Source organism: Polaromonas sp. P4_F6 (assembly GCF_056401275.1).
Genome location: NZ_JBFUJQ010000001.1, coordinates 325762 through 349496 on the forward strand (window position 1 = coordinate 325762; position 23735 = coordinate 349496).

20 protein-coding genes are annotated in these 23735 nt (G+C 65.1%); 12 read left to right on the plus strand and 8 right to left on the minus strand.

Annotated features, from left to right (window positions below; translation table 11 throughout):
• Positions 1-52 precede the first annotated feature (52 nt).
• Positions 53-1633, plus strand: a complete 1581-nt coding sequence (locus tag AC1DUN_RS01565) for a glucan biosynthesis protein G (protein WP_477712408.1) — start codon at positions 53-55, stop codon at positions 1631-1633.
• Positions 1609-3609, plus strand: coding sequence for a glucans biosynthesis glucosyltransferase MdoH (gene mdoH, locus AC1DUN_RS01570; RefSeq protein WP_477712409.1), 2001 nt, complete (start codon positions 1609-1611; stop codon positions 3607-3609). The genes AC1DUN_RS01565 and mdoH overlap by 25 nt, the downstream gene beginning before the upstream one ends.
• A gap of 61 nt (positions 3610-3670) precedes the next feature.
• Here the strand turns inward: mdoH and ffh are convergent, their stop codons facing one another.
• Complete coding sequence (ffh, locus tag AC1DUN_RS01575; protein WP_413325546.1) at positions 3671-5029, minus strand: signal recognition particle protein; 1359 nt, start codon at positions 5027-5029, stop codon at positions 3671-3673.
• 113 nt (positions 5030-5142) lie between these two features.
• On the opposite strand from ffh, the gene AC1DUN_RS01580 reads away from it, so the two are divergent.
• The 9 genes from AC1DUN_RS01580 to AC1DUN_RS01620 all read left to right on the plus strand — a co-directional run bounded on the left by AC1DUN_RS01580 (position 5143) and on the right by AC1DUN_RS01620 (position 15774).
• Positions 5143-5943: a cytochrome C assembly family protein gene (locus AC1DUN_RS01580; RefSeq protein ID WP_477712410.1), complete on the plus strand. Its 801-nt coding sequence runs from the start codon at positions 5143-5145 to the stop codon at positions 5941-5943.
• A complete protein-coding gene (locus AC1DUN_RS01585; protein WP_477712411.1) occupies positions 5940-6182 on the plus strand; it encodes a PP0621 family protein in 243 nt (80 codons plus the stop codon). Before AC1DUN_RS01580 ends, AC1DUN_RS01585 begins: the two co-directional genes overlap by 4 nt.
• A complete protein-coding gene (locus AC1DUN_RS01590) occupies positions 6183-7901 on the plus strand; it encodes a sensor histidine kinase (protein ID WP_477712412.1) in 1719 nt (572 codons plus the stop codon). It begins immediately after the preceding gene.
• Between the two features lie 4 nt (positions 7902-7905).
• On the plus strand, positions 7906-9363 hold the full coding sequence (locus AC1DUN_RS01595) for a sigma-54-dependent transcriptional regulator (protein ID WP_477712413.1): 1458 nt from the start codon (positions 7906-7908) through the stop codon (positions 9361-9363).
• On the plus strand, positions 9350-9949 hold the full coding sequence (ampD, locus tag AC1DUN_RS01600) for a 1,6-anhydro-N-acetylmuramyl-L-alanine amidase AmpD (RefSeq protein WP_477712414.1): 600 nt from the start codon (positions 9350-9352) through the stop codon (positions 9947-9949). Before AC1DUN_RS01595 ends, ampD begins: the two co-directional genes overlap by 14 nt.
• 443 nt (positions 9950-10392) lie before the next feature.
• A complete protein-coding gene (locus AC1DUN_RS01605) occupies positions 10393-13302 on the plus strand; it encodes a ribonucleoside-diphosphate reductase subunit alpha (RefSeq protein ID WP_477661411.1) in 2910 nt (969 codons plus the stop codon).
• A gap of 133 nt (positions 13303-13435) precedes the next feature.
• A complete protein-coding gene (locus AC1DUN_RS01610; RefSeq protein WP_477661412.1) occupies positions 13436-14662 on the plus strand; it encodes a ribonucleotide-diphosphate reductase subunit beta in 1227 nt (408 codons plus the stop codon).
• A gap of 196 nt (positions 14663-14858) precedes the next feature.
• Positions 14859-15332, plus strand: a complete 474-nt coding sequence (locus tag AC1DUN_RS01615; RefSeq protein ID WP_036837576.1) for a histone H1-like DNA-binding protein — start codon at positions 14859-14861, stop codon at positions 15330-15332.
• 94 nt (positions 15333-15426) lie between these two features.
• On the plus strand, positions 15427-15774 hold the full coding sequence (locus tag AC1DUN_RS01620) for a DUF167 domain-containing protein (RefSeq protein WP_477712415.1): 348 nt from the start codon (positions 15427-15429) through the stop codon (positions 15772-15774).
• Between the two features lie 10 nt (positions 15775-15784).
• Here the strand turns inward: AC1DUN_RS01620 and AC1DUN_RS01625 are convergent, their stop codons facing one another.
• The 7 genes from AC1DUN_RS01625 to AC1DUN_RS01655 all read right to left on the minus strand — a co-directional run bounded on the left by AC1DUN_RS01625 (position 15785) and on the right by AC1DUN_RS01655 (position 22131).
• The gene (locus tag AC1DUN_RS01625; protein WP_477712416.1) at positions 15785-16687 is read right to left on the minus strand and encodes a carbohydrate kinase family protein; all 903 of its coding nucleotides are present in this window, start codon (positions 16685-16687) and stop codon (positions 15785-15787) included.
• 19 nt (positions 16688-16706) lie between these two features.
• Entirely contained in the window at positions 16707-17834 is a 1128-nt protein-coding gene (locus tag AC1DUN_RS01630) for a DUF3426 domain-containing protein (RefSeq protein ID WP_477712417.1), read from the minus strand.
• A gap of 39 nt (positions 17835-17873) precedes the next feature.
• Positions 17874-18758: a 50S ribosomal protein L11 methyltransferase gene (gene prmA / locus AC1DUN_RS01635; RefSeq protein ID WP_477712418.1), complete on the minus strand. Its 885-nt coding sequence runs from the start codon at positions 18756-18758 to the stop codon at positions 17874-17876.
• 24 nt (positions 18759-18782) lie between these two features.
• On the minus strand, positions 18783-20132 hold the full coding sequence (gene accC, locus AC1DUN_RS01640; protein WP_074576243.1) for an acetyl-CoA carboxylase biotin carboxylase subunit: 1350 nt from the start codon (positions 20130-20132) through the stop codon (positions 18783-18785).
• A 42-nt stretch (positions 20133-20174) separates the two neighbouring features.
• Complete coding sequence (accB, locus tag AC1DUN_RS01645; RefSeq protein WP_074576241.1) at positions 20175-20630, minus strand: acetyl-CoA carboxylase biotin carboxyl carrier protein; 456 nt, start codon at positions 20628-20630, stop codon at positions 20175-20177.
• Positions 20631-20965: 335 nt separating this feature from the next.
• A complete protein-coding gene (locus AC1DUN_RS01650; protein ID WP_477712419.1) occupies positions 20966-21523 on the minus strand; it encodes a TlpA disulfide reductase family protein in 558 nt (185 codons plus the stop codon).
• A complete protein-coding gene (locus AC1DUN_RS01655) occupies positions 21520-22131 on the minus strand; it encodes a hypothetical protein (RefSeq protein WP_477712420.1) in 612 nt (203 codons plus the stop codon). Before AC1DUN_RS01655 ends, AC1DUN_RS01650 begins: the two co-directional genes overlap by 4 nt.
• 163 nt (positions 22132-22294) lie before the next feature.
• Here AC1DUN_RS01655 and mpl point away from each other — a divergent pair, with 163 nt between their 5' ends.
• Positions 22295-23722, plus strand: a complete 1428-nt coding sequence (gene mpl, locus AC1DUN_RS01660; protein ID WP_477712421.1) for a UDP-N-acetylmuramate:L-alanyl-gamma-D-glutamyl-meso-diaminopimelate ligase — start codon at positions 22295-22297, stop codon at positions 23720-23722.
• Positions 23723-23735: the final 13 nt, after the last annotated feature.

The window sequence follows — 23735 nt, forward strand, 5'->3', positions numbered from 1 at the left end:
TTGATTTAAAACAGCTTTTCCAAACTGGCACAGGGTTTGCCCTAGTCATGGCATGCCAGCCTTTTTTCAGTCTCTCCAAAGCGGTTTCCCGGCCCCGCGCCCGGCCCGCTTGGCGGCCGGCGCCGGCCTTGCGGTGCTGCTGCTGGCGGCGGCGCAAGCACAGGCTTTTGGCCTGGACGATGTGGCCGCCCTGGCGCGCCAGCGCTCGTTGACACCCTGGCGCGAGGCCCCTCACGCCGTGCCCGTCGAGCTCGCCAAGATGGCCTACGACAACTACCGGGACATCCGCTTCAACGCCGCGAGCACGCTGTGGCGTGCTGACAAGCTGCCTTATGAGGCGAACTTTTTCCACGTCGGCCGGCACGGCGATTCGGTGCGCATTCACGAAATCACGACAGCGGGCGTCAAGCCCCTTCCCTACGACCCGGCGAGCTTCAATTTCGGAAAAAACAAATTGTCACCCGAGACCTGGGGCGACCTGGGCCACGGCGGCGTGCGTTTTTTCAGCAACCTCAATTCACCCACCTACAAGGACGAGCTGGTGGTTTTCACCGGCGCCACCTATTTCCGCGCCCTGGGCACGGGCCAGCGCTATGGGCTTTCGGCACGCGGCCTGGCCGTGGACACGGCGGGCGGCGGCAAGGAAGAGTTTCCGCGTTTCACCGATTTCTGGCTTGAAAAACCGGCCGGCGACGCGAAACAGCTGACGGTCTACGCACTGATGGATTCGGAGCGCGTGACGGGCGCCTACCGCTTCGACATCACGCCCGGCGAGCAGACCACCACCCAGGTGCAGGCGCGCATTTTCATGCGCCCGGCCGCCACCAGCGGCAACAGCGCGCCGATTGCCACCCTGGGCATCGCGCCGCTGACCAGCATGTTTTTCTCCGGTGAAAACCAGCCGCGGCCCGGCGACTTCCGCCCGGAAGTGCACGACTCCGACGGCCTGATGATGGCCAGCGGCGACGGTGAATGGCTGTGGCGGCCGCTGCAAAACCCCTCGGCCACGGTGACGACCTCCTTCAGCATGAAGTCGCTCAAGGGCTTTGGCCTGATGCAGCGCGACCGCGCCTTTGCCAGCTACGAGGACACCGAAGCGCGCTATGAGCTGCGGCCCGGCGCCTGGGTCACGCCGGTCGGCGACTGGGGCGCCGGCCGCGTCGAGTTGCTGCAATTCAACACACCCGACGAGACGCACGACAACGTGGCGGCCTACTGGGTGCCCGAAAAAATGCCGGCGCCCGGCCAGTCGCTGGACATCGCCTGGCAAATCAGCTGGCAGGGCAAGAACCAGCAGCTGCCGCCCAATGGCTGGGCCACGCAGTCGCGCCGCGGTTTCGGCTTTTCCAAACCGGGTACCGACCTCACAGGCCAGGTCCAGTACCTCATCGACTTTGCCGGACCGGCGCTGGACACCCTGCCCGAGGACGCCAAGGTCGAAGCGATCTCCAGCGCCAACGCCAACGGCCGCGTGCTCGAAAGCCTGGCCTACAAAAACCCCGCCACCGGCGCATGGCGCATGGCGCTGCGCGTGCAGCGGCTGAACCCGGCCCAGCCTGTCGAGCTGCGCGCCTTCCTCAAACACGACAACCACACCGTAAGCGAAACATGGACCAACCTGATCACACCCTGATACCGTCCGGCGCGCGCAGCCTGCTGCGCGAGGAACGTCATCCGAATTCGGTCACGGCGCCGCCGCTAAACCGCGGCTCCATGGTGCCGCGCCCCTGGCGCGGCTTCTGGAACAGCATGGCGACCGCGCTGTTGCTGCCCTTGATGTCCATGTTCAAGGCCGGCGACCCGGCGGCTTTGCGCCCCTTGCCCGCCGCCCGGCCCGAGCCCTGGCAGCGCGCGGCCAGGCGCCGCCGCGCGGTGTTCCTGCTGCTGACGCTGGTCAGCACGGTGCTGGCGACCAGTATCTTTGCCGACATGCAGCCCGACTACGACAACGCCTGGCTGCAGTACGGCCAGATCAGCCTGTTTGCGCTGCTCTCGGCCTGGGTGGTGACCGGTTTCATGACCGCGATGATGGGTTTTTACGTCACCCTCTTCGGCGACAGGCACGCGCTGTCGGCGAAAAAAGTCCAGCACTATCCGCTGGACGCGTCCACGCGCACCGCCATCATCATGCCCATCTGCAATGAGGACGTGCGCACTGTGTTCGCCGGCCTGCGCGCCACCTGCGAGTCGGTCGCGATGACAGGCCATGTGCGGAGCTTCGACGTGTTCGTGCTGTCCGACAGCAACAACCCGGACATCATCCAGGCCGAGCGCGCCGCCTGGGAAGACCTGCGCGCCCAGCTGGCCGGCCACCCCGACCAGCCGCAGATCGAGGTCTATTACCGACTGCGCAAACGCCGCACCGACCGCAAGGCCGGTAACGTGGCCGACTTCTGCCGCCGCTGGGGCAAGGACTACCGCTACACGGTGGTACTGGATGCCGACAGCGTGATGAGCGGCGACTGCCTGGTCTCCATGGTCAAACTGATGGAAGCCAACCCCAGGGCCGGCATCATCCAGACCGCCACCCAGGCCATAGGCCATGTGACCCTGCATGCGCGCGCGCAGCAGTTCGCCTCGCGCGTGACGGGGCGCCTGTTCACCTTGGGCATGCAGTTCTGGCAGATGGGCGAGTCGCACTACTGGGGCCACAACGCCATCATCCGCATCGAACCCTTCATGAAACACTGCGCGCTGGCCCACATCCCAGGCACGGGCGGCATGGCTGGCAGCATCATGTCGCACGATTTTGTCGAGGCAGCGCTGATGCGCCGCGCCGGCTATCACGTCTGGCTGGTGGGCGACCTGGTCGGCAGCTATGAACAGCAGCCGCCCGACCTGCTGGCCGAACTGCAGCGCGACCGCCGCTGGTGCCAGGGCAACCTGCAGAACTCGCGCCTGATCGCCGAGCCCGGCATACACCCGGTGCACCGCTCCATGTTCGGCACCGGCGCCATGGCCTACCTGTCGGCGCCACTGTGGCTGTGCTTCCTGACCCTGGGCACCGCACTGTGGCTGTCGGGCTCGCCCATGATCGCCGACTGGACGCTGCTGCCGGGCGAGCTGATGTCGCTGTGGGCCTGGACGCTGTGCATGCTGTTCCTGCCGCGCATCCTGGGCATCGCCGCCGTGCTGATCAACCGCCAGCAGCAGTCCTACGGCGGCACCGCCAGCCTGCTGCGCAGCGCGCTGCTGGAAACCCTGATCGCGCTGCTGCAGGCCCCCATCCGCATGCTGGCGCACTCGCTGTTCGTGGTGGTGGCGCTGACGGGCTTGAAGCTCGAATGGAAGTCGCCCCCGCGCGAAGCGGCCGCCGTGCCCTGGCGCCATGCGCTGGCGCAGCTGGCACCCATGTCGGGCGTGATCGCGCTGCTGGCCGTCGGCATCGCCGTGATCGACGCACGCGCGCTGGTCTGGCTGATCCCGGTGGGCCTGCCCCTGCTGCTGTCCATCCCGATGACGGTGCTCACCAGCAAGGTCGGCGTGGGCACGGCCCTGCGCGCGCAAAACTACCTGCTGATCCCGGAAGAGACCCGCTCCCCCGCGGTGCTGCGCCGCGCCTGGCTGCATGCGAGCCGGCTGGCCCAGCCGCGGCTGAAGGCGGCCTGACGCTTCAAAACCCAAAAGAAAAGCCGCTTGAAGCGGCTTTTTTTGTGGGGCTGGAGCGCCGTCAGAACTTGGGCATGCCTTTCATGCCACCCATGCGCTTCATCATCTTCATCATGCCGCTGCCCTTCATCTTCTTCATCATGCCCTGCATCTGCTCGAACTCGTTGAGCAGCCGGTTGACTTCCTGAACGTGCACGCCGGAGCCGGCCGCGATACGGCGCTTGCGCGTGGCCTTGATGAGCTCGGGCTTGCGGCGCTCCAGCGGCGTCATGCTCTGGATGATGCCTTCCTTGCGCTTGATGTCCCTCTCGGCCTTGTCCATGTCGACCTGGCCGGCCTTGGCGGTCATTTGCGCCGGCAGCTTGTCCAGCAGGCTGGACAGGCCGCCCATGTTCTTCATCTGCTGCAACTGGCCCAGGAAGTCGTTGAGGTCAAAGCCGTCGCCCGACTTGATCTTGGCGGCCAGCTTTTGCGCCGCCGCCACGTCCACGCCGGCGGCGACCTGCTCGACCAGCGCCACGATGTCGCCCATGCCCAGGATGCGCCCCGCATGGCGCTCGGCGTCGAACACCTCCAGGCCGTCGATCTTCTCGCTGGTGCCTGAAAACTTGATCGGCGCGCCGGTGATCTGCCGCACGCTGAGCGCCGCGCCGCCGCGCGAATCGCCGTCGGTCTTGGTCAGGATGATGCCGGTCAGCGGCAGCGCCTCCTTGAAGGCCTTGGCGGTGTTGACCGCATCCTGGCCCTGCATGGCATCGACGACGAACAGGGTTTCGACCGGGTTCAGGATGGCGTGCAGTTCCTTGATCTCGGCCATCAGGGCTTCGTCAATGGCCAGCCGGCCGGCCGTATCGACCAGCAGCACGTCAAAAAAGTGCTTGCGGGCGTAGTCGATGGCGGCGCGGGCGATGTCGGCCGGCTTCTGCTCGGGTGTGCTGGGAAACCATTCGGCGCCGGCCTGTTTGGTGACCGTCTTGAGCTGCTCGATGGCCGCTGGCCGGTAGACGTCGCCCGAGACCGTCAGGACTTTTTTCTTGCGCTTTTCGATCAGGTGCTTGGCCAGCTTGGCGGTGGTGGTGGTTTTACCCGCGCCCTGCAGGCCGGCCATCAGGATGACCGCCGGCGGCTGCGCCGCCAGGTTGATGTCGCTCACGCCCTCGCCCATGGTGGCGGCGAGCTCCTTGTTGACGATGCCGACCAGCGCCTGGCCCGGCGAGAGCGAACCCATCACCTCCTGGCCCAGCGCCTTCTCCTTGACCCGGGCGATGAAGTCGCGCACCACCGGCAGGGCCACGTCGGCCTCCAGCAGCGCCATGCGCACTTCGCGCAGCATGTCCTGCACATTGGATTCGGTGATGCGGGCCTGGCCTCGCATTTCCTTGACGAGGCGGGATAACTTGTCGGTGAGGGCAGAGGCCATGGGAAGGCGCCACGGGCGTGGGGCGGTTAGGTGGGAAAGGAAAGGCTGCCAAAAGCTGCCAAGAGGCCGGCGGGGAAAGCCGCCGGGAAAGCAGTAAAGGCTAAACTCTAGCCATGATTTTAGCTTTGAGCGACTGGTGGGGTCTTGCGGCGGCGGCAGGCGCCGCTGTCGCCTATGCCGTCCTGGCGCTGGCCGCGCCGCGCCTGGGCGCCGCCGCCGTACGCGGCCTGCTGCTTGCCGCCTGGCTGCTGCACGCGCTGGCGCTGGCCGACGGCCTGCTGGGCGAGCCGCCCCGTTTCGGCTTTGCGCCCGCGCTGTCCATGACCGTCTGGCTGGTGCTCACGGTGTACGCGATTGAAAGCCGCCTGTTTCCACAGCTTCATGCGCACTGGGCGCTGGCGGGCCTGGGCAGTGTGGCGGTCATCCTGGCAGCCGTTTTCCCCGGCACCACCTACCATGCCATCGCATCGCCCTGGCTGCCGCTGCACTGGGCCCTGGGCATTGCGTCCTACGGGCTGTTTGCCGCGGCGGTCGTGCACGGCTGGCTCATGACGCGCTCGGAGCGCTCCATCCGGCTGGCCGCCCAAACCGACGCCGGCGTGCCGCTGATGACGCTGGAGCGCCTGACCTTTCGCTTCGTCGAAGCCGGCTTTGTGCTGCTGTCGGCCACGCTGTTCGTGGGCTGGCTGTTCGCCGAAACGCTTTACGGGCCGGGCCTGGCCTGGAAGTGGAACCACAAGACCGTGTTCTCGGTGCTGGCCTGGCTGACCTTTGCCGGCCTGCTGATCGGCCGGGCGCGCCTGGGCTGGCGCGGCCGCAAGGCGGTGCACGTGCTGTACCTGGGCTCCGGCCTGCTGCTGCTGGGCTATGCCGGTTCGCGCTTTGTGCTTGAAGTCATCCTGAGGCGGACATGAAGTACCTGCTGGTCATGGCCCTGGTGCTGGTGGTGTTCTGGATCTGGCGGCACAACCGTGAAACGGAACGAGACGAGGCCGCGTCGGCCCGCCAGCCGGCCCCGCAAAAACCAGGGCCCGCCATCACTGAAATCGTCGCCTGCGAGGTCTGCGGCGTGCATTTACCGAAAACTGAAGCGCTGATCGGCAGCAAAGGCATTTACTGCAGTGATGCGCACCGGCGCCAGGCCGGAGGCTAGATGAGCACGCCCTCCCATTGGTTTGAAACCGGCGGCGACAAGGGCTCAGGCAGCTGGGAAATCACGTCCGGGCCCGGCTCATTCGGCCGCCTCTGGCATGTTTTCATGACGGCGCGCGTCGCCATCGCCGCCGTGCTGGTCATCCTGCAGGCTTTTATCTACGCGCTGGGCAACATCACCAACCACTGGTCCATCGCGACCTGTATCGCCTACCTGTGCGCGACCCTGGCCGTGCGGCTCTGGTCGCGGCCGCGGCCGCCCGGCAGCACCTTTGACGCGCAATGGGTGCTGACCATAGGCGTGGACGTCGTCGCCTTCTCGGCGCTGAACTTCCTGCAGTCAGGCGGCATCAATTACACCCCGCTGTTCGCGCTGCCCGTGCTGCTGTCCTCCATCCTCGGCCCCATCCTGCTGGCCTTCGGAACCGCCTCGAGCGTGACGCTGCTGCTGCTGGCCGACGCCTGGTGGAACTCGCTACAGGGGCTGGGCGACTCCAACGCGCGTTTCCTGCAGGCGGGCTTGAGCAGCTCCGGCTTCTTCCTCGTCGCACTGCTCGCCAACCACCTGGCCCTGCGGCTGGCCAGGGAAGAACAGCTGGCCAAACGCAGCCAGTCGGCCGCGCGCATGCAAACCCAGGTGAATGAACTGGTCATTGAAGCCCTGGCCGACGGCGTGCTGGTGGTCGACGTCAACGGCATCGTGCGCTCGGCCAACCCGGCTTCGCGCCGCCTGCTGGCGGCCGGGGACGCGGTGCGCAGCGCCCCCTTCATCCTGGCCACGGAAGCCGCCTGGCAACCTCTTGCCGAGCTGACGCACCGCACCTTCGCGGCGCAATCACCGCAGGAAGAGGACGTGAGCCTTGACAATGCGGGCGGCAACACCCGGCGGCTGCATGTGCGCACGCGGCTGGCCGCATCGCCGAACGGCACGCATGAGAGCCTGTGCGTGATGTTCCTGGAAGACCTGCGCGAAATGGAAGCGCGGGTGCGGACCGAAAAAATGGCGGCCATGGGCCGCATGTCGGCCGCGGTGGCCCATGAGATCCGCAACCCGCTGGCCGCCATTTCGCAAGCCAATGCGCTGCTCGAAGAGGACCTGCAGGACCCGGGGCAGCGCCAGCTCACCGCCATGGTCAGGCAAAACGCGCAGCGGCTGGCGCGCATCGTCGACGAGGTGCTGAATATCTCGCGCGCCCAGGCGCAGCTGCCTTCACCGCAAACCACCACGCTGCCGCTCGACGACACCGTCCAGAAAATCACCTCCGACTGGGCGGGGCAGACCGCGGCCGCCGCGCGCACGCGCGTCACGACGGCCTCGGACAACGCCGTCGTGGCTTTTGAGCCCGAGCATTTGCGGCGCCTGATGATCAACCTGCTGGACAACGCCTTGCGCTACGCCAGCGATTCCGCCGGCGCGATCGAAGTCGCGACCCAGAACGTGGCGCCGGGGCAGGCGCGCCTGTCCGTCTGGAGCGACGGCCAGCCGATGGAGCAGACCGTGCAGACCCACCTGTTCGAGCCTTTTTTCTCGTCGGAAAGCCGCTCCAGCGGGCTGGGCCTGTATATCTGCCGCGAGCTGTGTGAACGCTACGGCGCCATGATCGGCTACCAGCGCGTGCGTCACGAGGGCACCGAGGGCAACGAGTTCTTCGTCATGTTCAGGCCCTCCGCACAATCCCCGAACACGCCCTCGCCTTCTTTTGCCACAATGCCCAGCTGACACCATGAGCATGCAAGCCCCCGTTCCCCAGCAAGCCCGCATCCTCGTCATCGACGACGAGCCGGACCTGCGCACCCTTTACGAGCTGACCCTGCTCAGGGAAGGTTACCGGGTGGAAGCCGCCGGCGATTTGCTGCAGGCCCGCCAGCAGCTCAGCGAAAACCGGTTTGATGCGGTCATCACCGACATGCGCCTGCCGGACGGCCTGGGCCTGGAGCTGCTGCGCGACATGGTGAGCCAGCAACGCAGCGAGCGCTGCGTGGTCATCACCGCGCACGGCTCGGCCGAAAACGCGGTCGAGGCCCTGAAGGCCGGCGCCTTCGACTACCTCACCAAGCCGGTCGACCTCAAACAGTTCCGCAGCGTGGTGGCGTCGGCCGTGCAGGGTGCCAAACATCCGGCGCCGGCCGCCGAAAAAACCCAGCGCGGCATGCCCGATTCGGGCATCGCGCCTTTGTCGCTGCCCCTGCCGATGGCCGCCGAAACCCCGCTGATCCTGCAGAAACTGGTCGGCGAATCGGCCGTCATGCGCGCCGTCAAGTCGCGCATCGTCAAGGTGGCCGGCAGCATGGCGCCCGTGCTGATCCAGGGCGAGTCGGGCACCGGCAAGGAACTGGTCGCACGCGCCGTGCACGGCTGCAGCCACCGCGCGGCGGGCCCGTTTGTGGCCGTCAACTGCAGCGCCATCCCGGAAAACCTCCTGGAAGCGGAGTTCTTCGGCGCGCGCAAGGGTGCTTACACCGGCTCGGCGCAGGACCGGCAGGGCTACTTCCAGGCGGCCAAAGGCGGGACCCTGTTCCTCGACGAAATCGGCGACCTGCCGCTGGCCATGCAGTCCAAGCTGTTGCGGGCGATCCAGGAGCGCACCGTGCGCCCGCTGGGCTCGGCGCAGGAGGACCCGGTGGACGTGCGCATCGTCAGCGCCACCCACAAGGACCTGGTGGCCGAAGTCCAGGCGGGGACTTTCCGCCAGGATCTGTATTACCGGCTCAATGTGATCGAGATCCACGTGCCGGCCCTGCGCGAGCGCCGCGAAGACCTGCCCGACCTGTGCAAAGCCCTGCTCGCCAGGATCTGCCACGAGTCGGGCTTCCCCGTACCCGAGCTGACCGAGTCCGTGCTGGCCCAGTTGCGCGCCCTGCCCTTCAACGGCAACGTCCGCGAGCTTGAAAACACCCTGCACCGGGCGGTGGCGCTCGGCGACGGCAGCGAGCTGCATTTCGACGCGCCGGCCGAAGAGCAAGTCGCCATCCCAGAAAACCTGCAGGATTACCTGGACAGGCAGGAGCGCAGCATCCTCACGAAGGTGTTGCTGGAAAACGGTTTCAACCGCACCGCGGCCGCCGCCAGGCTGGGCCTGAGCCTGCGCCAGATCCGCTACCGCATTGCCCGCCTCAATATCGTGACGCCGGGCAGCGAAGACCCCGCCGATGGACTCGACGCCGCCGATGACCCCGCCTGAAAACCGGGACGACGCTCCGCAACCCTTGTGGCGGGACGGCTGGTACCGCTATGCACGCGCGCTGGCATCGCCCAATTTCGGCCCGCGGCCCGAGGGCGCGCAGATCGACCTCATCGTGATTCACTCCATCAGCCTGCCGCCCGGTGAATTCGGCAACGGCAATGTGCAGCGGCTCTTCACCAACCAGCTCGACTGGGAAGCCCACGCTTACTTCCAGGGCATACGCGGCCTGCAGGTGTCGTCGCATTTCTTCATCGCCCGATCCGGTGCCCTGTGGCAGTTCGTCGGCTGCGGCGACCGCGCCTGGCATGCCGGGGAATCGAAGTACCGTGGACGCGGCAACTGCAACGACGACTCTATCGGCATTGAACTCGAAGGCCTGGAGGGCGGCGTTTTCGAAGCGCCGCAGTACGAGACACTGGCCGGGCTGTGCGCTGCGCTGCTCGAGGCCTACCCCATCGCCCACATCGCGGGGCATGAACACATCGCGCCGGGCCGCAAGCAGGACCCCGGTGCGGGTTTCGACTGGCCCCTGCTGCAGGACTCGCTGGCCTTGCCGGCTAGGTACTTTCCCGAAACTCTTTGAACGGCGCGCGGCACAAGACCACACCAGTGTGGTGCGCTTTGCCGCGGAAAATTTTTCGTTATTTTTACCGCGCTAACATGGGCTTGTGTTGGCGGGCCAAAGCCCGCGACAAGGCGCGCCGCAGCGATGCGCAGCGCCCGCAGGCCTGATGAAATCAGGCTTTGCGCGAGATGAGCGGCACGAATACAAAGGCCTTAGGCGAGGGGTCCGAAGTGGAATGAAAAAGCCACAAAACGTAACGGTCCATAAAGTCGGCGGTACACTACCTGTAGTGGCTTGTATTCCCCCAATACCCTAGGTATAGTGCCTAAGCCCTAATTCAAGATTGATGTAATTCGGGCCCCGGCGGTGAGAAATTGGTTCATGTTTTTGAACCGCTCCCGCCAAACGGATTGCCCGCAACAGCACATCAGCCAGTCATAAAACAAAGCAAAGAGGAAGTCATGCAAACAGCACAACACGCAGTGCCCGCAACACCCGGCCTTGCCGCCGGCAACCCGGCAGCCAGCGAACCCAACACCCAGTCCAATCCGCTTGCCCACTACCAGATCATCCGCCGCAACGGCGGCGTGGTGCCGTTTGAGCCCAACAAGATCGCCGTGGCCATGATGAAGGCCTTCCTGGCCGTTCACGGAACGCAGGGCGCGGCCTCGGCCAGCGTGCGCGAAACGGTCGACGGCCTGACCCAGGCGGTGATCCGCGCGCTGATGCGCTCGCGTCCGGGCGGCGGCACCTTTCATATAGAAGACGTGCAGGACCAGGTCGAGCTCGGCCTGATGCGCGGCGGCCACCACGAGATCGCCCGTGCCTACGTGCTGTACCGCGAAAAACGCACGCAAGAGCGCGCGCGCCAGCCCCAGACCCAAGCACCCGCAGCCCCCCTGATCCACGTGACCGACCGCGGCAACCGCGTTGCCCTGGACATCCGCAACCTGCAGGCCTTGATCGAAGCTTCCTGCGCCAACCTGGGCGCCGACGTCAAGCCCGACCCCATCGTCGCGGAAACCATGCGCAACCTCTACGATGGCGTTCCCATCGACGAGGTCTACAAGGCCTCCATCCTGGCGGCGCGCACCCTGATTGAAAAAGACCCCGACTACACCTACGCCACGGCGCGCCTGCTGATGCACACCATCCGCCGCGAAGTGCTGGGCGAGGAAGTCACCCAGGCGGACATGGCGATCCGCTATGCCGAATATTTCCCGCAGTTCATCGCCAAGGGCGTGCAGAACGAGCTGCTCGACGAAAAGCTGCAGCAGTTCGACCTGGCCCGACTGGGCGCCGCGCTCAAGCCCGAACGCGACCTGAAGTTCGACTACCTCGGCCTGCAGACCCTGTTTGACCGCTATTTCCTGCACGTGCGCAAGCAGCGCATCGAGCTGCCCCAGGCTTTCTTCATGCGCGTGGCCATGGGCCTGTCGCTCAACGAAATCGACCGCGAAGAGCGCGCCATCGAGTTCTACGAAATCCTGTCGTCCTTCGACTTCATGTCGAGCACGCCCACCCTGTTCAACGCCGGCACCCTGCGCTCGCAGCTGTCGTCCTGCTACCTGACCACGGTCGCCGACGACCTGGGCGGCATCTACGACGCCATCAAGGAAAACGCCCTGCTCTCCAAATTCGCCGGCGGCCTGGGCAACGACTGGACGCCCGTGCGCGCCCTGGGCGCCCATATCAAGGGCACCAACGGCGAATCGCAAGGCGTGGTGCCTTTCCTGAAAGTCGTCAACGACACGGCGGTCGCCGTCAACCAGGGCGGCAAGCGCAAGGGCGCCGTCTGCGCCTACCTGGAAACCTGGCACCTGGACATCGAAGAGTTCCTGGAACTGCGCAAGAACACCGGCGACGACCGCCGCCGCACGCACGACATGAACACCGCCAACTGGATTCCCGACCTGTTCATGCGCCGCGTGATGGAAAAAGGCAGCTGGACCCTGTTCTCGCCGTCCGACACGCCCGACCTGCACGACAAGTTCGGCAAGGATTTCGAGAAGATCTACACGGCCTATGAAGCCAAGGCCGAGCGCGGCGAGATCAAGCCGTCCCGCAAGGTGCAGGCCACCGACATGTGGCGCAAGATGCTGTCCATGCTGTTTGAGACCGGCCATCCCTGGATCACCTTCAAGGACGCCTGCAACGTGCGCTCGCCGCAGCAGCACGCCGGCGTCGTGCACTCCTCCAACCTGTGCACCGAGATCACGCTCAACACCAGCGACACCGAAACCGCCGTCTGCAACCTCGGCTCCGTCAACCTGGTCCAGCACCTGAAGGACGGCGCGGTCGACCACGAGAAGCTCAAAAAGACCATCACCACGGCCATGCGCATGCTGGACAACGTGATCGACATCAATTACTACGCCGTCAAGAAGGCCCGCGACTCCAACATGCGCCACCGCCCCGTGGGCCTGGGCATCATGGGCTTCCAGGACTGCCTGTATGAGCTGCGCGTGCCTTACGCCTCCCAGGAAGCCGTCGAGTTCGCCGACAAGTCCATGGAAGCCGTCTGCTACCACGCCTACTGGGCCTCCACCGAACTGGCCAAAGAGCGCGGCAAGTACGCCAGCTACAAGGGCTCGCTCTGGGACAAGGGCGTGCTGCCGCTGGACACGCTGGACATGCTGGCCGAGCAGCGCGGCGGCTATGTCGAGATCGACCGTTCCGCCACGCTGGACTGGGAAGCCCTGCGCAAGAAGATCGCCAAGGACGGCATGCGCAACTCCAACTGCGTCGCCATCGCCCCGACCGCCACCATCTCCAACATCATCGGCGTGGATGCCTGCATCGAGCCCTGCTTCGGCAACCTCTCGGTCAAGTCCAACCTGTCCGGCGAATTCACGGTCATCAACCACTACTTGGTGCGCGACCTCAAGCGCCTGAACCTGTGGGACGACGTGATGGTGGTGGACCTCAAGCACTTTGACGGCTCCCTGCGCCCCATCGACCGCGTGCCCCAGGACGTCAAGGCGCTGTACGCCACGGCGTTTGAAATCGAGACCTCCTGGATCGTCGAAGCGGCGGCGCGCCGCCAGAAATGGATAGACCAGGCGCAGTCGCTCAATATCTATATGGCGGGCGCTTCGGGCAAGAAGCTGGACGACACCTACAAGCTGGCCTGGTTGCGCGGCCTCAAGACCACTTACTACCTGCGCACCCAGAGCGCGACGCACGCCGAAAAATCGACCGTGACCGCGGGCAAGATGAACTCGGTGTCATCCGGCTCCGCGCCCGCGAGCAGCGGCATGAGCGCGCTCGAAGCGGCGGCCGCCGCGGCGCAGGCGCAGATGAATGCAACGCCCGCCACCGACATCAAGTTCTGCGCGATCGATGACCCGGGATGCGAGGCCTGCCAATAAAAAAACACCGGATCGCGCGGCCACCCGACCGCACGATTCGATGTATATGAGCAACACAATTTTGTAGCGATGTGAATGAACACTTTTCATTTTGTATCGCTGCTTTCATAATCCCACAGTATTGGAAACCTCTATGTTGACCTGGGACGAAGAAGTCAAACCATCGTTGCAAACACCTCAGAACAGCGGCTCGCCCGAAGGCCGCTCGATGGAACTTCCGCCTCTTTCTTTTAACGCCGCCGAGCAACCCCAGGCGCAAGTGCGCATGCTCAACGACGGTGCCTTCGCACCTGCCCAAGCTGCGGCCCCTTCGGCTCCTGTCTCCGCCGAGCCCGCCAAGGCGCAGCGCGTCAAAGCCTCCGACAAGCGCATCATCAACGGCCAGACCGACGTCAACCAGCTGGTGCCCTTCAAATACAAATGGGCCTGGGAAAAATACCTCGCCACCTGCGCCAACCACTGGATGCCGCAGGAAGTGAACATGACGCGCGACATCGCGCTCTGGAAAGACCCGAACGGCCTGACCGAGGACGAACGCCGCCTGGTCAAGCGCAACCTGGGCTTCTTCGTGACCGCCGACTCGCTGGCCGCCAACAACATCGTGCTGGGCACCTACCGCCACATCACGGCGCCCGAGTGCCGCCAGTTCCTGCTGCGCCAGGCTTTCGAGGAAGCCATCCACACCCATGCCTACCAGTACATCACCGAGTCGCTGGGCCTGGACGAAAGCGAGATCTTCAACGCCTACAACGAAGTCCAGTCCATCAAGGACAAGGACCAGTTCCTGATCCCTTTTATTGAAGTCATCTCCAACCCGCACTTCAAGACCGGCACGCCCGAAGCCGACCAGACCCTGCTCAAGTCGCTGATCGTCTTCGCCTGCCTGATGGAGGGCCTCTTCTTCTACGTCGGCTTCACGCAGATCCTCGCCCTGGGCCGCCAGAACAAGATGACCGGCGCCGCCGAGCAGTACCAGTACATCCTGCGCGACGAGTCCATGCACTGCAATTTCGGCATCGACCTGATCAACCAGCTCAAGCTGGAAAACCCGCACCTCTGGACGGCGGAGTTCAAGGCCGAGATCAAGGCCCTGTTCATGAAGGCCGTCGAACTGGAATACCGCTACGCCGAGGACACCATGCCGCGCGGCGTGCTCGGCCTGAACGCCTCCATGTTCAAGGGCTACCTGCGCTACATCGCCAATCGCCGCGCCACGCAGATCGGACTTGAAACTCTCTTCCCCAACGAGGAGAATCCATTCCCGTGGATGAGCGAAATGATCGACCTGAAAAAAGAACGCAACTTCTTTGAAACCCGCGTGATCGAGTACCAGTCCGGTGGTGCCCTTTCCTGGGATTGATTGAACAAGACGCGCAACACAAGCCGACAATGATTTCTAGAATTGCAACGACCAATGACGACACCGCAGAGTGCGCGCTGGGCTTTGCTCCTGTGTTCGCGGCGCTGGGACCGGTTTATCCGGGGCCCAACGCCGTGAATCGCTTTACGTACTCCAACCGTGAAGTGCTCTTTGCAACGTGATCAAGGAGAAAACTATGGCAACTGCGAAAAAAACTGCGGCTAAAAAAGCTGCTCCGAAGAAGGCTCCTGCTAAAAAGGCAGCAGCTAAGAAGGCTCCTGCTAAAAAAGTAGCAGCGAAAAAAGCTCCGGCTAAAAAAGCTCCAGCGAAAAAAGTAGCGGCCAAGAAGCCAGCTGCGAAAAAATCGCCAGCGAAAAAGCCAGCAGCCAAGAAGGTAGCGGCCAAGAAGCCAGCGGCGAAGAAAGCCGCAGCGAAAAAGCCAGCAGCCAAGAAGGCCGCGAAAAAGGTAGCGAAGAAACCAGCGGCCAAGAAAGCCGCTGCGAAGAAGCCTGCCGCCAAGAAAGCAGCGAAAAAGCCCGCTGCGAAGAAAGCCGCGAAAAAACCTGCTGCCAAAGCTGCGAAAGCACCCGCTGCAGCGGCTGCCCCTGCGGCTCAGACTACTCTGAACCCGCAAGCTGCCTGGCCGTTTCCGACCGCCAGCAAGCCGTAAGCAGTAAGGTAATTCTGCTTAGAGCCCGATATCGAAAGATGTCGGGCTTTTTTCATGCCCGCCCCACTCCTCCACGCCCGCCATCATCCCGCCCATGCCACTGCCTGAGCTTGCCTTTCTGCGAATCGAAAAGAACGGCGACGTGCTGGTCGACGTGCACGTGGTGCCGAATGCCGCCAAAACCCAGGTCGTGGGCCTGCACGGCGAAGCCGACCAGCTGGCGCTGCGCCTGCGGCTGCAGGCGCCGCCGGTGGACGGCAAGGCCAACCAGGCGCTCGTGAAATGGCTGGCCGGCTGCCTCGGTGTGCCGCAGCAGGCGGTCACGCTGGCGCGCGGGGAGACCTCCAGGCGCAAGCAGCTGCGCGTAAATGCCGCGGCGGCCGGCCGCGCCGCCTGGGATGAGCTGGTGAAAGCGTTGGGCCAGGACGGCCCACCCGCCTGAGGGGCGCCCTTTAAGCCGAGATTTGTTCGGCCGACAGTGTGTAGTTCTGGCCGCCGCGCGTCGCGATCTTGAGCGCGCCGACCCGGTTGCCCAGCGCGGCGCAGCGTGCCAGCGGCCAGCCCTGTTCCAGGCCGAACAGCAGCGCCCCGCGAAAGGCGTCGCCGCAGCCGGTCGGGTCCACCACAGCCTCGGCCTTCACGGGCGGCACCAGGGTTTTTTCGCCGTCTATCCAGACTTCGCAGCCTTCGGCGCCCAAGGTCACCACCAGGCCCTGCACGCGCCGCGACAATTCGGCGCAGGACAAGCCGGTGCGGTCGCAGAGCATCTTGGCCTCGTAGTCGTTGACCGTCACCCAGGTGGCCAGCTCGACGAAATGCGCGAGTTCCTTGCCGTCGAACATGGGCAGGCCCTGGCCCGGGTCGAACACAAAGGGGATGCCGGCGGCCTTGAACTGCTCGGCATGCTGCAGCATGGCATCGCGGCCATCGGGCGAAATGATGCCCAGCTTGATGTCGCCGCGCGCCGCGATGCGGGTCACATGGGCCTGCATCATCGCGCCGGGATGGAAAGCCGTGATCTGGTTGTTGTCGCGGTCGGTCATGATCATGGCCTGCGCGGTGTAGGTGCCCTCGACCTGGCGCACGAACTCGGTGCTGATGCCCAGCGTCTTCATGCGCTCCACATACTCGGCGCCGTCGCTGCCGACCGTCGCCATGGGCAGGGCCGTGCCGCCCAGCTGCCGCAGGCTGTAGGCGATGTTGCCGGCGCAGCCACCGAATTCGCGGCGCAGCGCCGGCACCAGGAAGGACACATTGAGGATGTGCAGCTGGTCGGGCAGGATCTGCTCGGAAAAGCGCCCCTCAAAGGTCATGATGGTGTCAAACGCCAGGGAGCCACAGATAACAGCGGACATTGATTTTTTCTCGTTTCAATCAGGGATAAAAAGCCAGGACACGGTAGCCCGCCACCCGCAGGGGCGCAGCCGTGGAAGCGGAAGAAGAAGAGGAAGGGGATGACGCGCCGGCCGCGTCCCCCGAGACCTTCATGATGACCAGCCCCGCCAGCTCGGACTGGGCCGGCAGCGTTGCAGCCTTGGCGCCGAACTGGGCCGGCGCCAGGACGCGGCGCACCACGGCCTGGTCCTGGGTGTCGGTCAGGGTCACCTCCAGCGAGGGCATTTCCAATGCCGCCACGCCGGTGTTCTTGAGGGTGAAGCTCAGGCGGTAGGCGTCGGGGGCGACGCGGTTGAAGGTGGAGCTGTCGATCACCAGCGCCTCGATATGGCGAGGCGGCCGGATTTCACAGCGCAGCGGGCCGCACAAGGCCTGCAGCGCCGGAAGCAGCCGCGGCTCCAGCGCGGCCAACATGTCCCTCTGCTGGACGGCCCACTGGGCCACCAGCGCGGCCAGCAGCAGCAGGGACAGCAGGGACAGCGACAGGCGCGTCAGCGGTTTTCGCCAGAAGGCCTTGCGCCGCGCATCGCGCACAAAGGACACGTCGTGCTCCATCGGCCGCCCCGGCATGCCGGAATCCACGTCCGAATAGGCGAAGCTGGAATCGTCCTCGATGGCCTGGCGAACCATGGCCGGCTGGCGCGGCAAGGGTAGCTCGGCAGGCAGCGATTCGGCGGGCAGCTCCAGCGGATCGAGCTGGCGTTCCTGCTGCGCCTGCTTCCAGCGCACGGGGTCGAAGTCGGCGGCGCTGTCCTGGGCGTCGTCCCAGCCGGGGCTGGACGGCCGCAGCGGCATCCTGTCGGCAAACGAGCGGGCCGGCGCCCATTCCTGCCGGGACGGCTCCACCGGCGGGTCCGCCGCGGGCAGGCTTTGGGGTTCGGTGGGGCGGTCGAATTCCGGCGGGGGCTCGGAAGCGGCGGCCAGCGTGGCCGTTGCCAGGGGTGCGGGCGCGGTCAGCGCGGACATATCGCGCGGCAGCAAATGGGCCGAGGCATCGAACACTTCAGCGCAATGGCCGCATCGCACCCAGCCTTGTGAGACTTTGAGTTGGTCGGTCACGACTTTGAACATCGTGCCGCATGCGGGACAGCGCGTAATCAGGCTCATTTAGCGCTGTATTGTAGGGGCCGCGCCCCGCGGGACGGCCTAGAAGCCGGCGGTCATCAGGATCCATCCCTCTTGCGCATCGTGCACCTTGAGCTGGCAATAGGGGGCGTAGGCTTGCTTGAGCTCATCGGCCTGGCGCTCCAGGATGCCGGCGAGCACCAGGTGCCCGCCTTTCTCGACATGGGAACACAGCAAGGGCGCCAGCACCTTGAGCGGCGTGGCCAGGATGTTGGCCAGCACGGTGCGGTACTGGCCGGACGCGGTCTCGGGCAGGCCGGCCTTGAGCGCCACATGGTTGGCCTCGGCATTGGCCAGCGTTGATTCGACCGCGGCCGGATCGATGTCCACGGCGTCGATGTCGGTTGAGCCAAACTTGGCCGCACCAATGGCCAGGATGCCGGAGCCGCAGCCATAGTCGAGCACACGGCCCAGGTCTTGCCCGCTACGGCCTGCGATCCAGCGCAGGCACATGCGCGTGGTCGGGTGCGTGCCCGTGCCGAAAGCCAGGCCCGGGTCCAGGCGAATCACCTGTTTGGCCTCGGCCGGAGGCTCGTGCCAGGTCGGCACGATCCAGAATTCGGGTGTGATGTCCACGGGCGCGAACTGCGACTGGGTCAGGCGCACCCAGTCCTGCTCGGGCACGGGCTGGACAGCGACGACGCGGCAGCCCGTGAAAAAGTCCTGCGCCACCAGCACAATGGCCGCGTCACGCGCCAGGGCTTCGGTGGCAAACAGCGACACGATGCGGGAGCGTTCCCAGCCCGCCTTGGGCGGCGGCATGTCGGGCTCGCCGAACAAGGCCTGCTCCGCCGGCGTCTGCGCGTCGGCGTCTTCCACCGACACGCTGAGCGCGTCGAGCGCGTCCAGCGCCTCGCTGAGCGTCTCAACCTCGTCAACGGGCGCCAGCAGGATCAGTTCAAACATGCTCATCGCACGCCCAGGCAGCGTTCAGCGCTCACGTTTAGACAGCCACTCTTCCAGGTAGTGGATGTTGGTGCCGCCGTCCATGAACTTGGCGTCCACCATCAGTTCGCGGTGCAGCGGGATGTTGGTGTTGATGCCTTCGACCACGGTCTCGGCCAGCGCCGTGCTCATGCGGGCCAGGGCCTGCTCGCGCGTGTCGCCGTGGACGATGATCTTGCCGATCATGGAATCGTAGTTGGGCGGCACGAAGTAATTGGCGTAAATGTGGGAGTCCACCCGCACGCCCGGCCCGCCCGGCGTGTGCCAGGTCGTGATGCGGCCCGGCGAGGGAATGAACTTGTAGGGGTCTTCCGCGTTGATGCGGCATTCGATGGAATGGCCCTTGAGTTCGATGTCGCGCTGGGCGAAGGGCAGTTTTTCGCCGGCCGCCACCATGATCTGGGTGCGCACGATGTCCACGCCGGTGATCCACTCCGTGACGGGGTGCTCCACCTGCACGCGGGTGTTCATCTCGATGAAATAGAACTCGCCGTTTTCGTAGAGAAACTCGAAAGTGCCCGCGCCGCGGTAGCCTATCTTCTTGACGGCCGCGACGCAGCGCTCGCCGATGCGCTCGATCAGCTTGCGCGGAATGCCGGGCGCCGGCGCCTCTTCCATGACTTTCTGGTGGCGCCGCTGCATGGAGCAGTCGCGCTCGCCCAGCCAGACCGCGTTCTTGTGCTGGTCGGCCAGGATCTGGATTTCGATATGCCGCGGGTTCTGCAGGAATTTCTCCATGTAGACCTCGGGATTGCCGAAAGCCGCGCCGGCCTCGGCCTTGGTGGTCTGCACCGCGTGCAGCAGGGCCGCCTCGGTGTGCACCACGCGCATGCCGCGCCCGCCGCCGCCGCCGGCCGCCTTGATGATGACGGGGTAGCCGATCTGCTTGGCGGTGCGCTTGATGAGGACCGGGTCGTCAGGCAGGGCGCCTTCCGAGCCGGGCACGCAGGGCACGCCGGCCTTGATCATGGTCTGCTTGGCCGACACCTTGTCGCCCATGATGCGGATGGATTCGGGCGAAGGGCCTATGAACTTGAAGCCGCTTTTCTCAACCCGCTCGGCAAAATCGGCGTTTTCGCTCAGGAAGCCGTAGCCGGGGTGTATGGCTTCGGCATCCGTCACCTCGGCCGCCGAGATGATGGCCGGCATGTTGAGGTAGCTGTCCTTGGAGGGCGCCGGGCCTATGCAGACCGACTCGTCCGCCAGCTTGATGTATTTCGCTTCGCGGTCGGCCTCGGAATAGACCATCACGGCCTTCACGCCGAGTTCGCGGCAGGCGCGCTGGATGCGCAAAGCGATCTCCCCGCGGTTGGCGATCAGAATTTTTTTGAACATGCGTCGGTAAGCCTGGTTTGAAAAGGAGGCGCTGCGCCCCGCTTATTCAATGATGAAGAGGGGTTGGCCGTATTCGACAGCCTGGCCGTTTTCCGAAAGAATCTTGGTGACCGTGCCCGACTTGTCGGCTTCGATCTCGTTGAGGATCTTCATGGCCTCGATGATGCAGATGGTCTCACCTTCCTTGACCACGCTGCCGATTTCGACAAAAGGCTTGGCGCCGGGGCTGGCCGAGCGGTAGAAAGTGCCCACCATGGGCGACTTGACGGCATGGCCGGCCGGGGCGGCGGGCGCCGCCTCGGGGGCCGGAGCAGCCGGGGCGCCGGCAGCCGGGGCCGCCGCGGGAGCTGCTACCATGGCAACCGGCTGCTGCATCACGACGGGAGCGCCGCTGGATTTGACGATGCGTACCTTGCCCTCGGCTTCGGTGATTTCCAGCTCGGAGACGTTGGACTCCGAGACGAGGTCGATCAGGGTTTTGAGTTTTCTTAAATCCATGGGTTCTCTCCAACGACGGTAGATGCTGGCGCGGGATCTCGGCGCAGCTTTTGACTGAAAGGCCGGAAACAGGGCACGAGGAGCGCCACCACCGATCTTCCTTCTTTTTTCACTTACTTTCTGCTTTTACGCCTTAAAGCGCTTATCAGTTAACTACTGCGGGGACGAGCCAGGCGGCTTTCCCCGGGAAAGCGCAGAGTGTACATCAAGCCGGAGGCCATTCCAAACCGTCTGGCGGTTGGCCTCGATTTCCCTAAATCCCCTTCAGACAATGCTGTTAGAAGCGTATTGCTGCAGATTGACCGGGTTTTCGTGCAAAACCCCGTATGGGCCTGTTAGACCAGCTTGGCCCACTGCGCGAGGTCTTCAGGCAGGACCTTGCCGATCTTGCGGTGCAGCAGCTCTCCCGAGGCGCTGAACACCGCCGTGAAGGGCAGGCTGCCGGCGAGGTTGCCCAGGGATTTGCTGAGCTCAGTCCCGCCAAGGCCGGCCATGCCCACCGGAAAATGCAGGGGTTTGGTTTGCAGCCAGGTCCGTACCGCAGTAGGCTGATCGACGGCCAAACCGACTATTTGCAGGTTTTTATCGCGGTTTTCCTGGTAGAAATAATCCAATAAAGGCAGTTCCTCGACACAAGGCGGGCACCAGGTGGCCCAGAAATTGACCAGCAGGAGCTTGCCGCGAAAGCTGCTCATGGACAGGTTCTTGCCGTCCGGGGTGTCAAAACTGAGGCGCCAGAAGGCGTCGGAGGCGCTGCCAGCCGCGCCCACCACCGCCGTTTCAGCCGGTCCGGGCGCCACCTGGTGTGGCTGGAATTTCCACCAGGCGACGCTGGCGCCGGCCAGGCCGGCCACCGCGGCGGTCGCGCCATAAAGTATGTTTCTGCGATTCACGTGTCTGAAGCTCCAGCTTGGGGGATCAATAATTTTTGCACGGCAGCGATATCGCCCCGGGGCGTGCGGCCCTTGCTATCGGCCCTCAAGGCGCCGCGCAGGTCGTCGTGGTCATAGACCATCAGGTGCACACCCACCGTTTCGTTCAAAGGTTTGCACACACTTCGCAAGCTGAGCGCTTCCACGCTGTCGCCGGTAAAACCGGTCACGGTGCGCGGCTCGTAGTCCACATTGTGCTCAATCAGCGCGATTTCAGCCGATTTGGGGTCATCGCAGAAAAGCTGGATATAGATATCGGACAGCCGCGTGGCCGTGCCATGCCAGACGGCGCCGCCCAGATGGGGCCGGAACTGCGCCAGGCGCTCCATCCAGACCAGGGCCAGCTCGCGCAAGGCGGCCAGCTCGGCCGGCTGGGTGTCGGCGCAGAACAGCGCGATGTATTCGCGTACCGCGTCTTCGAGCTCGTCGTTGCCGGGCAGCTCGGTGCGGGCCGGCAGCGCCAGCTGTTTGACGGCGCGGCGCTTGGCGGGGCCGTATTCCAGCCCTTCCTCGACCACCAGCGCGGCGGCGGTGGCGGCAATTTCGGATTTGAGGGTGTGTGGGGTCAAGGTCGGCAGGCCCGGGAGCCAGAAGGGAGAAGAGAAGAAAAGAGCGGCGAAGCGATTGTGCCCCGGTTAGGTTCCCGATCCGGCCCAAAGTTCAGCGCCTGGCGCGGCCGGCCACCCTGGCGGGGCCGGGCCCGCGAAACCCGGCCTCCTAGAATACAGCCCCATGCACATACATATTCTGGGAATCTGCGGCACTTTTATGGGTGGCCTGGCCGCCCTGGCGCGGGAGGCGGGGCACAAGGTCACGGGCTGCGACACGGGCGTCTACCCGCCCATGAGCGACCAGCTGCGCGGCCTGGGCATAGAACTGATCGAGGGCTACGGCGCCGACCAGATGGCTTTCGAGCCCGATGTGTTCGTGGTCGGCAACGTGATCTCGCGCGCCCGGCTGGCCGACGGGACGCCCAAATACCCGCTCATGGAAGCCATCCTGAACAGCGGCAAGCCCTATACCAGCGGCCCGCAGTGGTTGTCGGGCCATGTGCTGCACCATCCCACCCACCATGCAACCGGCCCGCGCCACGTGCTGGCCGTGGCCGGCACGCACGGCAAGACCACCACCACGGCCATGCTGGCCTGGATCCTGGAGCATGCCGGGCTGAAACCGGGCTTTCTGGTCGGCGGCGTGCCGCTCAACTTCGGCGTCTCGGCCCGCCTGGGCGAGGGCAACACCTTTGTGATCGAAGCCGACGAATACGACACGGCGTTTTTCGACAAGCGCAGCAAATTTGTGCACTACCGGCCGCGCACCGCCGTGCTGAACAACCTCGAGTTCGACCATGCTGACATCTTTGACGACCTGGCGGCCATAGAGCGGCAGTTCCACCACCTGGTGCGCACCGTGCCCTCGCAAGGCCGGGTGGTCGTGAACGCGGCCGAGGCCAGCCTGCAGCGCGTGCTGGCCCAGGGCTGCTGGAGTGAGCAGCTACTCTTTGGCAACGGCCTGCTGAACAAAGCCGGCTTTACCGCCCATGGCGAGCCGCATGACTTTCATGTGCTCAAGGCCGGCGAGGCCGTGGCCCATGTGAAGTGGGGCATCAGCGGCGTGCACAACCAGCTCAATGCCCTGGCGGCCATCGCGGCAGCCGAGCACGTGGGCGTGGCGCCCGAGGCCGCGGCGCGGGCGCTGGCGGAGTTCCAGAACGTCAAGCGGCGCATGGAAGTGCGCGGTGTGATCCCGCGCAAGGGCGGCGACATCACGGTGTATGACGACTTCGCCCACCACCCCACGGCCATCCACACCACGGTGGACGGCCTGCGCCGCCAGCTGCAAAGCGCCGGCCGGGGCGGCGAACGCATACTCGCCATCTTCGAGCCGCGCAGCAACACCATGAAGCTGGGCGCCATGACGGCCCAGCTGCCCTGGAGCCTGGAGCAGGCCGACCTGGCCTTCTGCCATGCCGGTGGGCTGGACTGGGACGCGCGCGCCGCCTTGGCGCCCATGGGCGAGCGCGCCCAGGTCGCCGGCACCATTGACCAATTGCTGGACCAGGTCAAGGCCGCGGCCCGGCCCGGCGACCACCTGCTGTGCATGAGCAACGGGGGTTTTGGCGGGATTCACGCCAAATTGCTGGAGGCGCTCAAGGCCTGACTTTGCCCAGAAC